This window comes from Flavobacterium tagetis, from assembly GCF_016735615.1.
GTDB lineage: Bacteria > Bacteroidota > Bacteroidia > Flavobacteriales > Flavobacteriaceae > Flavobacterium > Flavobacterium tagetis.
Genome location: NZ_JAERSF010000004.1, coordinates 367,358 through 380,241, shown reverse-complemented (window position 1 = coordinate 380,241; position 12,884 = coordinate 367,358). Strand labels below are relative to the sequence as shown.

Genomic DNA, 12,884 nt, shown 5'->3' with positions numbered 1-12,884 from the left:
ATATTTTTAACTTTATCTTTGCAGCAAATTAAGGTTGTGTTTTAAATTTAAAAACACATTAAAAGGGAATCAAGTAAATTCTTGAGCTGTACCCGCAACTGTAAGCTAAGTTCAATAAAATGAATGCTCGCTGTAACTACATCACCACTGTTCCGCCGCGGCGAATGGGAAGGTAAACAGCAAGACGCAAGCCAGGAGACCTGCCTTTATAACAATTTATCGAACTCTCGGGAAAAAGAGTGAAGGAATTATGACTTTAAAACGACTTTTTGCTTTTTGTTCTTTTGTGATGTGCCAGATTCTTTCGGCGCAAAGCGATTCTATTACCAGTTTGAAAGAAGTATTGGTTTCAGACAAAAATTTAAAAACCTATTCAGTTTCACAATCTGTTTTAAAACTAAATGATTCTGTTATTGGAAAAAATGAAGCCCTCCTAACCGATTTATTAAATTTTAATTCTACTTTATATTTTAAAGAATACGGACGTGGAATGCTTTCTACAGTTTCTTTCAGAGGAACAACTTCTTCTCAGACAGCAGTAATTTGGAACGGAATTAATATTAATTCTCAAATGAACGGAAGCACCGATTTTAATACCATTTCGGGTTCCGATTATAATTCTATAAGCGTTAAAGCAGGTGGTGGAAGTGTCATTTACGGAAGCGGAGCTGTTGGAGGAACTGTGCATTTAAATAACGATTTGTTATTTTTTAATCGATTTGAGAATAATTTAAGACTAGATTACGGCAGTTTTAATACGATTGGGATTAATTATAAAACTTCCATATCAAATAAAAAGTGGAGCGCTCAAATCGGACTTTCAAAAAATAGCTCGACAAACGATTATAAATATTTAAATCGATATACTTGGAGAGGCGAACAAAGATGGAATCAGAATGGGCAATATGACATTATTACGTTGAGTGCTAATGCTGGATATAAATTCAACGAAAATCATATTTTAAAGCTTTACAGCCAGAGTTCAAACACCGACCGTAATACTTCGTTAGTAGTAGAATCTGAAACCAAAAGCAAATACATAAATGGATTTAACCGAAACTTATTGGAATACGATGGAAGTTTCGGAAAACTTAAAACTAATTTCAAAACCGCTTACATTTTTGAAAATTATCAATATTTTGCTGATAACTCTTTAAAAAATTATAGTTACGGAAAGACTGAAAATTTAATTACGAAGTTAGATGCAGATTATCATTTATTTAAAGCAACTCATGTAAACGGAATTGTAGATTACAGTAGAACAAATGGCTACGGAACCAGCTTTGGGAGTCATATTCGCGAAATAAGTTCTGCTGCTTTGTTGATTAGACAAGATTTTGGCACTAATTGGAAAAACGAATTAGGTGTTAGGAAAGAATTTACCAACAATTACAAATCACCCGTTTTATTCAATTTAGGATCTTCTTATAAATTCAACGATTGGTACAATCTAAAACTGAATGTCTCTAGAAACTTTAGAATTCCAACTTACAACGATTTATATTGGGACGAAGGAGGAAATCCGAACTTAAAACCTGAAAGCTCATATCAAGGAGAAATTGGCAATGTCTTTACATTCAAAAATTGGACTTGGACGCAGAATTTTTATTACATGAAAATTACCGATATGCTGCAATGGGTTCCTGGAGCAAATGGAATTTGGACTCCGCAGAACCAAGATAAAGTAATTAGTTACGGAACTGAAACAGTTTTAGGTTGGAAAAAAAGTTATGGTAAAAACAATTTTGCTTTAAATGCCACTTACGCTTATACCGTTTCGCAGGATGAAAAAACGAAAAACCAGATCTTTTTTGTTCCGCTTAATAAAGCTACAGGAGCAGTTTCATATTCTCGAAATAAAATAAGCGCTTATTATCAAATTCTTTATAACGGTTTTGTTTATACTAGAGCCGATAATAATCCAGACGAAATCATTAATGATTATACCGTTTCAAATATCGGAATCGATTATGATCTTAAATTTTTAGATTCTTTCAAAGTAGGTTTTCAGGTTTTAAACCTTTTTAATAAAGACTACGAAAGTCTAGAAAACAGACCAATGCCAGGTCGCAATTTCAATATGTATTTAACCTTAAAATTTTAATATATGAAGTTTAGTAAATTACTTTTAATAGCGTTAAGCATCTCCTTATTTACTTCTTGTTCAAGTGATGACAACGATGGTCCGAAAGGGGCTTACGACAATGGTTTTTTTATTTTAAATGAAGGAAGTACAGATGCTGGAACGGTGTCGTTTTCTAGCGATGATTTCAGCATTTTCACAAAAGACGCTTATAAAGCAGAAAATGGATCTGATGTACTTGGAAGATTTGCTCAAAACATCTTTTTTAGCGGAGACAGAGCATATATAATTGCTGGCGGATCTAACGTAATAAACATCGTAAACCGTTATACTTTTAAATTAATCGCTAAAGTTGACAGCGGATTAGCTAACCCAAGATATGGTGTTGTAAAAGATGGTAAAGCATATGTAACAAATGCAAATTCATATGATTCTGTTACCGATGATTATATTGCTGTAATCAATTTAGCAACAAACCTTGTTGAATCTAAAATTAACTTAAACACAACTGGAAATAGAATTGTTGAAGAAAGCGGAAAATTATACGTTACAGATCCTATGGGTAGCGACAAGCTTTCAATTTACAATATCAACACAAAAACTTTAGAAGCTCCAATTACAATTGGTTCTGGCTCAGATTCTATTGAGGAAGAAAACGGAACTCTATATATCTTACGCCCTTCTTACACAGAAAGCAGCCAAATTATAAAAGTAAAAATCTCTGACAAATCAGTTTCTAAAATTGAAATTCCAGAATCTCAAGGAGTAGCAGGATATTTGGATATAGAAGACAACAAAGTATTTTACACTGTAGGAAACGCTGTATACTCAATCGGCCTATCTGCTACAACTGCTGCTGCTAGTCCAATTTTTGAAGCTTCTTCAGATATTGGGTATCTTTATGGATTTGCAGTAAATGACAACCGCGTTTACCTTTCAGACGGCGGAAACTTTAAAACAGACAGCAAAGCATATATTTACAACTTAAGCGGAAGTTTATTAAAAGAATTAACTGTTGGTGTAGGTCCAAACGGATTCTACTTTAACGATTAATTTTACAATTAGAATTAGTTTTTGTTTTTTTTATGGAAAAGGCTTTCATTACTGAAAGCCTTTTCTATTTAATTATATTTTATTCTAAAAATTCTTCGGAGCATTTTGAAAATACATTCCGTGTCTTAATCCATTTATAATTTTTGAATCTGTCAAATAAGGATGTTCTGGTTCAGAATCGTTAAGAACTCTTCTGGCAGAAACACCTGTAATTTTTGAAATAGCTAGATTAAGCAAAGGCTCAGACGTTTCACCTAAAACTCCATACGTATCCAAATATTCTCTCTGTACATAAGTAGGCTGCAAACCTTGAGTATAATCTCCAAAACCTGCAGAGTTTGAAATTTTAAAAACTAAAGGCTGCATCGCATATTTATGATTTGGATTGATTCCTTTTTTAGTAAAGAGAGTCTCAGAATCGTAAATCGTATACGAACCAACATTTTTACCTGTTGTAGTTTCTCCAATTTGCACAACACTGATGTAAGGTGTTAATCCGTTAACAACCAATTCACTCGCAGAAGCTGTACTAGCAGTTGTAATAATATAAACTGTATTTAAGTTTAAACTGTTTAATGCTTTACCATCAATATTATTTACAAATCTGTAATTCAAACTTTCCAAATCTTCTGCAGTCATATCTTTCATCCACTTAGCATTAAATTGAGTTTTTGCAAAAATCTGAGTATCAAACTGTCCTGTAATCATACTAGAAAGTCTAATTGCCGAAGTAACAGACCCTCCTCCATTATATCGAAGATCTAAAACCAAATCTGTTATGCCTTTCGATTTAAAATCTCCAAAAGCTTGATTTAATTTATCGTCATATCCTGGATAAAAACCGTTATACATCAAATAACCAATTTTATGACTTCCAGAAGTAATCACTTTACTAATTAATATAGGATTTTCTTCTAAAACAGTTTTAGTTAAGTCAACCGACTTGCCATTCAAAACATAACTGCTTCCGTTATAATCTGCTAAGTTTAACGTATAACTATCCTTATTCAATAATAATTCCTGATAATTTGAAACCGTTAGCTTTACTCCATTTACACTTGTAAACAAATCACCACGTTTAATAGCTTTAGTAGAAGCATCAGAATTTGGTATAATGTATCGCACAAAACCCACCACATCATTTGATCCTGAAGACACACGGCTCAATCTAAAATCGACACCGTTATTTTTTGTAACACCACTTAATTCCTGTTCTAAAACAGTATAATCGTCAACAATCCAGCTAAAACGATCAATTGCATCACCATTAGGATATTTGCTCACTGGCTTATTCAATAGATCTTCAAACAAATCTTCAGGATGAGAATACCCTCTCAAAAACTGATCGAAATCTGGTTGCAAATTACGGCCATCAGCTAGATTTGGAACATCTTGCTGCCATAAGTAAACTTCATTTAAGCCTCTCCAGATAAATTTATTAATCTGCAAATCTGCTGGAGCTGCTACGTCATCCTGATCTTCACAAGATTGTAAAGAAAAAGCGAATAAAAAGAGAAAAAGAATACTTTTTAAAGTTGTTTTCATGTTTTTAGAAATCTTAGTGGTATATATGTAAAAGTAATATCTTTAATTTTAGCTTCGCCATTAAAGCAGTATTTTTTTTAAATAAAAAATATTTTCTTTTTTTGTTGTAACAAATATAATTGTGCCTCGTCTTGAATATATAAGCTAACGATTAACCATCAGATTAATGAACCAAGTTGTATTTATAGAATTAATAAATCCTTTTAAAGACAAAGTTTTTCGTCTGGCAAAAAGATTGCTTACCAGCACTGAAGAAGCAGAAGATGCAACTCAGGAAGTAATGGTAAAATTATGGAACAAAAAAGAGAACCTGCAAAACTATAATAGCGTAGAAGCATTAGCTATGACAATGACCAAAAATTATTGTCTAGATCAGTTGAAGTCTAAAAGAGCTAGCAATTTGCAGATTGTACATAATAATTTTACCGATCGGCAGCCGCAATTGGATAAAAAACTGGAAGATCGAGACAGTTTAGAATGGGTTGAAAAAATTATAAACGAAATGCCCGAACAAATGCAACTATTAATTCAGCTTCGGGATGTTGAACAATATGAATTTGAAGAAATAGCCAAAATCGTAAATATGAACGAAACCGCAATACGAGTGGCGCTTTCGAGAGCGAGAAAAAAAATTAGAGAATCAATGACAAATACACACCTTTATGGAACTAAATAAAATAGAAGAGATATTAGAAAAATACTTTCAGGGAGAAACTTCTATTGCCGAAGAAAATCAATTAAAAGAATACTTTTCTTCATCAAATGTTGCGCAGCATTTGGAGCAGTACAAACCTATGTTTGGCTATTTCTCTCAAGCAAAAGAACAGAAATCGACGTATGAGATTCCACTACAAACTAAGAAACGAAATGTGGCGTGGTTATCGATTGCAGCTTCTGCTGTTGTTTTGCTAGGAATCGGAACTTACTTTTTTGTTAGCGAAAAAAATGATACTACTGCAGTAGCTTCACAAACAGAATTAGGAACTTACGATGATCCTGAAGAAGCGCTAAAAGCAACTCAAAAAGCTTTGGCGTTACTATCAAACAATGTTAATGTAGGTATTGAAAGTGTACAATACATTAAAGAATACGAACAATCAAAAAACAAAATTTTTAAACAGTAATTAAATTCAATCAAAAATGAAAAATTTCATCATAACACTAGTATTCGCCTTCGTTACAAATGTATTTTATGCACAAGGCGCATTTGACAAATTTGACGGTCAAGACGATGTAACCTCAGTAATTGTAAACAAAAAAATGTTCGATTTAATGAGTAAAGTAAAAACTGACACTTCTGATAAAGAGACTCAACAATATATTGCTCTAATCAAAAAACTGGATTACTTAAAAGTGTTTACCACTAAAAATCCAAAAATTGAAGCCGACATGAAAGCCACAGCCGATAAATATGTAAAAACTGCCGGTCTTGAAGAATTAATGCGCGTAAATGATGGCGGAAAAAATGTGCGAATAATGGTAAAATCTGGCGCTACTGACACACAAATAAGAGAACTTTTAATGTATGTTGATGGTGCAAAAAACGACGAAACTGTTTTACTATCTTTAACTGGTAATTTTGACATAAACGAAATCTCAGTGCTAACAGACAAAATGCAGCTTCCTGGCGGTTCAGACTTAAAGAAAGCTTCTAAAGGCAAAAAATAAAAATGAGAACAAGTATCTTCATCTTAGCACTTACGACTCTTCTAACTTTGGGGAGCTGTAATTCTGAACCTTCACTACAAAAATATTTTGTTGAAAATTCGGAGAAAAAAGATTTTATTTCTTTAGATATTTCGCCAAATATTTTAAATGTTGATAAAACAAAACTATCTGCAGAGCAAAACGAAGCTTTGAATTCGTTTGACAAAATGAACATTCTCGCTTTTAAAGCAGATCAAAACAATCAAGCAGAGTTTGAGACAGAAAGAACAAAAGTAAAAGCCATATTAAAAGATCCGAAATATCAGGAATTAATGAAGTTTGGATCTGGAAAAGAAGGCGCTTCTGTAAGCTACGTTGGAAGTGACGATAATATTAAAGAGTTTGTCATTTTTGCCAACAGAAAAGAAAATGGTTTTGCAGTAGTTCGTGTGTTAGGCGAAGATATGAATCCGAATAATATTATGACATTAATGTCTGTTTTACAAAATTCTAAAATCGACATGGAGCAGTTAAAACCTTTAGAACAATTGCTTAAAAAATAAACATCTTACTTTTATAACGAGAAAAGCTCCATAATTGGAGCTTTTTCTTTTATTATCTGAAAGATTTTACTGAACAAAATAATAGGGTTTTATTTTGGTGCGAATCTAATTTAATTATATTTGTGGCTTACCAAAATAATAAATTATGATACAAAAAACATCAAATGCCTTTATCGCAGCATCTTGGGTTGCACTTGGAGCAGGAACAATCGGTTTTATTGTTGGACTTGCCAGAGCCGAAATGCTTTTAAACGAAAAAGGATATTATTTCACCGTTCTAATGTTCGGACTTTTTGCTGTTGTTTCATTACAAAAAAGCGTAAGAGACCGATTAGAAAAACTTCCTGTTACTGATATTTACTACGGAATTTGCTGGTTTGGAACATTATTATCAATCGTTCTTCTAGTTGTTGGATTATGGAATGCAACGATTCTTCCAAGCGAAAAAGGTTTTTATGCCTTTGCCTTTCTACTAGCATTATTTGGTGCTATTTCAGTACAAAAAAATACAAGAGACAATATGAACTTTAGTCAAGGCGAATAAAGTTTTAGATAGAAATAATTTTTAAATAAAAAAGCTCCAATTTTCATTGGAGCTTTTCTTTTATAATAGAATCTGAGATTATTTACTCAAATACATTTTTCTTCTAGAGTACAATTCGTAGAATTGGTCATCTTTTAAGTCATCGATAAACAAGATGCTTTCTCCTGTAGACTTCATTTCTGGTCCTAACGCTTTATTTACGTTCGGGAATTTACTGAAAGAGAAAACTGGCTGTTTGATTGCAAAACCATTTAATTTTGGGTTGAAATCAAAATCAGTTACTTTATTGTGGCCTAACATTACTTTTGTAGCGTAGTTTACGTAAGGTTCTCCGTAAGCTTTAGCAATAAACGGAACCGTTCTTGAAGCTCTCGGGTTTGCTTCGATGATGTAAACCGTATCGTCTTTAATCGCAAACTGAATATTGATTAAACCTACAGTTTTTAAAGCTCTAGCAATTTTATGCGTGTGATCTTTAATTTGCTGCATTACAAATTCTCCTAAGTTAAAAGGAGGCAATGTTGCGTTACTATCTCCAGAGTGAACTCCACAAGGCTCGATGTGCTCCATAATTCCTATGATGTAAACATTTCCATCAGCATCACAGATTGCATCAGCTTCAGCTTCGATTGCTCCAGCTAAGTAGTGATCTAGCAATAATTTGTTTCCTGGAATTGCTTTCAACAAATCAATAACGTGCTCTTCTAATTCTTTTTTGTTGATTACAATTTTCATTCCCTGACCTCCTAACACATAAGAAGGACGAATTAAAAGTGGAAAATCTAAAGTATCAGCCAATTTCGAAGCTTCATCAGCCGTTTCAGCGATTCCGAATCTTGGGAAAGGAATGTTTAATTCAGTTAATAAATCTGAGAATCTTCCTCTGTCTTCAGCTAAGTCAAGTGCATCAAAACTAGTTCCGATGATTTTCACTCCGTATTTAGAAAGTTTATCAGCTAATTTAAGTGCTGTTTGACCTCCAAGCTGAACGATTACACCTTCTGGTTTTTCGTGTTGGATAATATCATAAATGTGCTCCCAGAAAACTGGTTCGAAGTATAATTTATCAGCCGTATCAAAGTCTGTAGAAACCGTTTCAGGATTACAGTTAATCATGATCGTTTCGTAACCACATTCTTTAGCAGCTAAAACTCCGTGTACACAAGAGTAATCAAATTCGATTCCTTGTCCAATTCTGTTTGGTCCAGAACCTAAAACGATTACTTTCTTTCTATCCGTTACAATACTTTCGTTCTCTACAAAACGTTCTCCGTTTGCTTTTTCAATTTCAGCCTCAAAAGTTGAGTAGTAATAAGGTGTTTTTGCTTTAAACTCAGCCGCACAAGTATCAACTAGTTTGAAAACACGGTTGATGTTCATGTCTGTGCGTAAAGTGTGTACTTCACTTTCTAAACAACTCATCATGTGAGCAATTTGTCTGTCTGCAAAACCTTTTTGTTTAGCTTCAAGCAATAATTCTTTAGGAAGATTTGAAACTTTGTAGTTTGAAATTTCTTTTTCTAAAGTATAAAGCTCTTCGTATTGTTTCAAGAACCACATATCGATTCTTGTAATTTCGTGAATGGTACTCAACGGAATTCCCATTGCAATTGCATCGTAGATTACGAATACACGATCCCAACTTGCATAAGTCAGTTTCTCGATAATTTGTTCGTAATTTTTATATCCTTTTCCGTCAGCACCTAAACCGTTTCTCTTAATCTCTAAAGATTGAGTTGCTTTATGAAGTGCTTCTTGGAAAGAACGTCCGATTCCCATAACCTCACCTACAGATTTCATCTGAAGACCTAAAGTTCTGTCTGAACCTTCAAATTTGTCGAAGTTCCAACGTGGTATTTTTACGATTACATAATCTAAAGTTGGCTCGAAAAGAGCCGAAGTAGATTTTGTAATTTGGTTTTGCAATTCATCTAAGTTGTATCCTAAAGCTAGTTTAGAAGCGATTTTTGCAATTGGATATCCAGTTGCTTTTGATGCCAAAGCAGAAGAACGAGATACACGAGGGTTAATCTCGATTGCTACAATATCTTCTTTTTCGTCTGGTGAAACTGCGAATTGTACGTTACATCCTCCAGCAAAATTTCCGATACTTCTCATCATTAAGATAGCGTAGTCACGTAATTTTTGGAAAGTGGTATCAGATAATGTCATTGCTGGCGCTACTGTGATAGAATCTCCAGTGTGGATTCCCATTGGGTCCATATTTTCAATCGAACAGATAATTACAACGTTGTCATTTTTATCTCTTAAAAGCTCTAACTCATATTCCTTCCATCCCATCAAAGCTTTGTCGATTAAAACTTCGTGAATTGGAGAAGCTTCAAGTCCGCGAGTTAAAAGCTCATCGAAATCTTCTTTTTTGTAAACCACAGCTGCTCCAGTTCCTCCAAGTGTAAACGAAGGACGAATTACAAGTGGGAAACCAAACTCCTGAGCAATTTCTTTTCCTTCTAAGTAAGAAGTAGCTGTTTTTGCAGGTGCAGTTGGCACATTAATTTTTTCTAAAAGCTGTTTAAACTGCTCTCTGTCTTCAGTAATATTAATTGCATTTACATCAACTCCGATTAATCTTACTCCGAAATCCTGCCAGATTCCTTTTTCCTCAGCTTCCAAACACAAGTTCAATGCTGTTTGCCCTCCCATTGTTGGTAAAACTGCATCAATTTGCGGATGTTCCTTAAGAATTTCAATAATCGATTTTGTCGTTAAAGGTTTCAAATAAATATGATCGGCCATAGATGGGTCGGTCATAATCGTCGCTGGATTCGAGTTAATCAAGATAACCTCAATTCCTTCTTCACGAATCGAACGTGCAGATTGAGATCCCGCATAATCGAATTCGCAAGCTTGGCCAATAACAATAGGTCCTGAACCTATTATTAAAACTGATTTTATTGATGTGTCTTTAGGCATTTTGTATGTATTGTGTAGTTATTTACGTTTTAAAACCTCTCTAGTGCATTATAAACTAGAAAGTTGGATAAAATTTTACCGAAAAGGTATAAAAAAAGGCGATACTAAAAAAGTAATCGCCTTATGTATGTTTATACAAACATTATTTTTTGTGTCTAGGCTCGCTAGAAACAGTTAATTTATGTCTTCCTTTTGCTCTTCTACGCGCTAGAACTTTTCTTCCATTCGCAGAAGCCATTCTGTCCATAAATCCGTGCTTATTTCTTCTTTTTCTTTTCGATGGTTGAAATGTTCTTTTGCTCATTGCTTTGTATCTTTAAAAATGGTATCTATTAACTCTTTGTTTTGGTTTTGGATATCGTTGTTCAAAAACCGAGTGCAAATATACAAAGACTTTTTTTTCTGGCAAGCACTTTTATAAAAATATTTTTAATTCCTTTTACTATCTTTGCAATCACAAATTTACAATAATTATGTTTCACAAGAATATTAAACTTATTTTGGCCGGACTTCTAGTAGTGGCGGGCATTTGGCAATTTACAGAAAGTAATATCGGAAATGGAATCTTTCTTATATTATTGACTGCAATTCCGATTTTTCTTTATTTCAAAAACGAATTTATCCTTTTAGCTTTCCTTAAATTAAGAAAACAAGACTTCGCAGGAGCTAATAAATGGTTATCATATATCAAAAATCCAGAAGGTGCATTAGTAAGAAAACAACAAGGATACTTAAATTATTTACAAGGTATCATGTTATCTCAAACCAATATCAACCAAGCAGAGAAGCATTTCAAAAAAGCAATCGAACTTGGACTATCAATGGATATGGATTTAGCTGTAGCTAAATTAAACCTTGCAGGAGTTGCAATGTCTCGCAGAAGAAAACTTGAAGCGACTAATTTATTAAACGAAGTTAAAAAATTAGACAAACAAGGTATGCTGAAAGAGCAAATCTCTATGATGAAAGAACAAATGAAGAAAATCTAAATTTTCTTTAAATTCTAAAATATTAAAATCCCAAATTCCAAAAAAAGGAGTTTGGGATTTTTTTTTATTGTAAAGTATCAATAATCGGAGGAGGTATTTTCATTATAACCATTTCATTGATTTCCTTTAAATCAATGTTTTTATTCATTTTAGTAAATTCGTGGCTAAGTTTAATTCTTTCCAATGTCTCTCCAAAAAGCCAAAATTGTTTAGGCCCAGAAAAACCATGAATTTTGAGCTTTTTAGATTCCTCACCATTCTTCAATACAAAAGCATTTGTTTCTCCATCATCAACTGGACTTTCATAAGTATCATCTTTTGGAAAAACCAAAGTTCCTAATGCCTCTTCAATTCTTTCTTTTTCTTCTTTATTCAAAATTGCAAAAGAAGTCTCTTCTTTAAATCCATACGAATCTACACAGTAAAGTGTATCCGAAGAATTAAATTTCAAATAATATGAATCATGGATATTCCATTTAAAAAAAGTAAGATCATAATCTTTCTTTGGAGATTTACACCCAACTAAAAGCAACACCAAAACTATTATACTAATTCTCATATTTTTCTTGAATCACTTTACGAAGTTACTTTGCGATCCTTCGACTTCGCTCAGGAGGACAAGCGTGATGTTTACTTTACTTGCACCTTTGTCAAAGTTTGAAAGTTTGACAAAGATTTGGAATTTGGAATTTAAAAATTGGAATTTATTCCAAAATTATCGAAGGCAAATTCTCATTCAGCCATTTATACTTATTCAGAATCATAATATGAGTTCCTCCTTTTACCAAAATGCATTTATCGATATACTTCACAGGAAAAACTTCGTCTTGATCTCCGTGAATATGAACCACATTTTCATCAATTTTATCGCGATCCCATAGAATTACGCTTTCTACTGCCCATTGCAGATATCCTAAATCACGTACAGATAAAAATTTCTCGTATAATTTTATTCTCTTATTGACTTTTTCACCAAAAGAAAACTTGGCAAGCTTTTCAATATTAAGAATCAACTGCATTGGGATTAGCTTATAAGCTTTTGTAGACTTTCCTATTTTCATTCTTTTAGGAAATTCATGATTACTTCTTACGCTTGATATAATGATGACTTTTCGCGCTTTTATATGCTTCGAAATTTCCTGCACTAAGATTCCTCCAAAAGAAACTCCAATTAAAACAGGATTTTCGTGTTTTATATTTTTGCTAATTCGAAGCGCATAATCTGATAAAGATTCTTTTGGGCTTGGAATTTCCCACTCAAGAAGATTAGTTTCAAAAATATTTTCATCCAATTTTATTCTTTCAAAAATAGATGAACTCGCAGCCAAACCTGGCATAAAATAAACTGGAATTTTACTCATAACATTAAAATGAAATTACCATTAGGATATTTATTCTAAAAAAATAAAGTTACTTTTTTTAATATCATGATAATCAAATTTCAGACCTATTTATTGCATCTGACTCAAAAAATCAAACTTCAAAACAATAACTTAAAGTTTATAGCAGCAAAAAATAATTTAATA

Annotated in this window: 13 protein-coding genes and 1 riboswitch; of the genes, 8 read left to right on the top strand and 5 right to left on the bottom strand. The window is 32.9% G+C overall.

The features are described 5' to 3' along the window. Positions 1-14 precede the first annotated feature (14 nt). A riboswitch (cobalamin riboswitch) is annotated at positions 15-222 on the top strand. Between the two features lie 28 nt (positions 223-250). Together JI750_RS19555 and JI750_RS19550 are read left to right on the top strand one after the other, a co-directional pair. Beyond that, on the top strand, positions 251-2,104 hold the full coding sequence (locus JI750_RS19555) for a TonB-dependent receptor plug domain-containing protein (RefSeq protein ID WP_202006104.1): 1,854 nt from the start codon (positions 251-253) through the stop codon (positions 2,102-2,104). Between the two features lie 3 nt (positions 2,105-2,107). Then, on the top strand, positions 2,108-3,136 hold the full coding sequence (locus JI750_RS19550) for a YncE family protein (protein WP_202006102.1): 1,029 nt from the start codon (positions 2,108-2,110) through the stop codon (positions 3,134-3,136). Between the two features lie 84 nt (positions 3,137-3,220). On the opposite strand, the gene JI750_RS19545 is transcribed toward JI750_RS19550, so the two are convergent. Beyond that, complete coding sequence (locus tag JI750_RS19545) at positions 3,221-4,681, bottom strand: GFO_1087 family putative carboxy terminal peptidase (protein WP_202006100.1); 1,461 nt, start codon at positions 4,679-4,681, stop codon at positions 3,221-3,223. Between the two features lie 166 nt (positions 4,682-4,847). Here JI750_RS19545 and JI750_RS19540 point away from each other — a divergent pair, with 166 nt between their 5' ends. The 5 genes from JI750_RS19540 (at position 4,848) to yiaA (ending at position 7,435) form a co-directional block, all read left to right on the top strand. Continuing rightward, positions 4,848-5,357 (top strand): GFO_1088 family ECF-type sigma factor, encoded by a 510-nt coding sequence (locus JI750_RS19540; RefSeq protein ID WP_202006099.1) that lies wholly within the window; start codon positions 4,848-4,850, stop codon positions 5,355-5,357. Continuing rightward, positions 5,344-5,805 carry a PG0215 family putative anti-sigma factor gene (locus tag JI750_RS19535; protein ID WP_202006097.1) on the top strand — a complete coding sequence of 154 codons (462 nt, stop codon included), beginning with the start codon at positions 5,344-5,346 and terminating at the stop codon, positions 5,803-5,805. Before JI750_RS19540 ends, JI750_RS19535 begins: the two co-directional genes overlap by 14 nt. Positions 5,806-5,821: 16 nt before the next feature. Then, positions 5,822-6,349, top strand: coding sequence for a GFO_1090 family protein (locus JI750_RS19530; protein WP_202006095.1), 528 nt, complete (start codon positions 5,822-5,824; stop codon positions 6,347-6,349). Positions 6,350-6,351: 2 nt separating this feature from the next. Next, complete coding sequence (locus JI750_RS19525) at positions 6,352-6,891, top strand: GFO_1091 family lipoprotein (RefSeq protein ID WP_202006093.1); 540 nt, start codon at positions 6,352-6,354, stop codon at positions 6,889-6,891. Between the two features lie 145 nt (positions 6,892-7,036). After that, the gene (yiaA, locus tag JI750_RS19520; RefSeq protein ID WP_202006091.1) at positions 7,037-7,435 is read left to right on the top strand and encodes an inner membrane protein YiaA; all 399 of its coding nucleotides are present in this window, start codon (positions 7,037-7,039) and stop codon (positions 7,433-7,435) included. A 78-nt stretch (positions 7,436-7,513) separates the two neighbouring features. On the opposite strand, the gene carB is transcribed toward yiaA, so the two are convergent. Beyond that, a complete protein-coding gene (gene carB, locus JI750_RS19515; protein ID WP_202006089.1) occupies positions 7,514-10,369 on the bottom strand; it encodes a carbamoyl-phosphate synthase large subunit in 2,856 nt (951 codons plus the stop codon). 142 nt (positions 10,370-10,511) lie between these two features. Further along, positions 10,512-10,673, bottom strand: coding sequence for a 50S ribosomal protein L34 (gene rpmH, locus JI750_RS19510; RefSeq protein WP_008464848.1), 162 nt, complete (start codon positions 10,671-10,673; stop codon positions 10,512-10,514). Between the two features lie 169 nt (positions 10,674-10,842). Between rpmH and JI750_RS19505 the strand changes: the two genes are divergently transcribed. Further along, entirely contained in the window at positions 10,843-11,358 is a 516-nt protein-coding gene (locus JI750_RS19505) for a DUF2892 domain-containing protein (RefSeq protein WP_202006082.1), read from the top strand. A 64-nt stretch (positions 11,359-11,422) separates the two neighbouring features. On the opposite strand, the gene JI750_RS19500 is transcribed toward JI750_RS19505, so the two are convergent. Next, positions 11,423-11,917: a hypothetical protein gene (locus JI750_RS19500; RefSeq protein ID WP_202006079.1), complete on the bottom strand. Its 495-nt coding sequence runs from the start codon at positions 11,915-11,917 to the stop codon at positions 11,423-11,425. Between the two features lie 145 nt (positions 11,918-12,062). Then, positions 12,063-12,719: an alpha/beta hydrolase family protein gene (locus tag JI750_RS19495; RefSeq protein ID WP_202006077.1), complete on the bottom strand. Its 657-nt coding sequence runs from the start codon at positions 12,717-12,719 to the stop codon at positions 12,063-12,065. Positions 12,720-12,884: the final 165 nt, after the last annotated feature.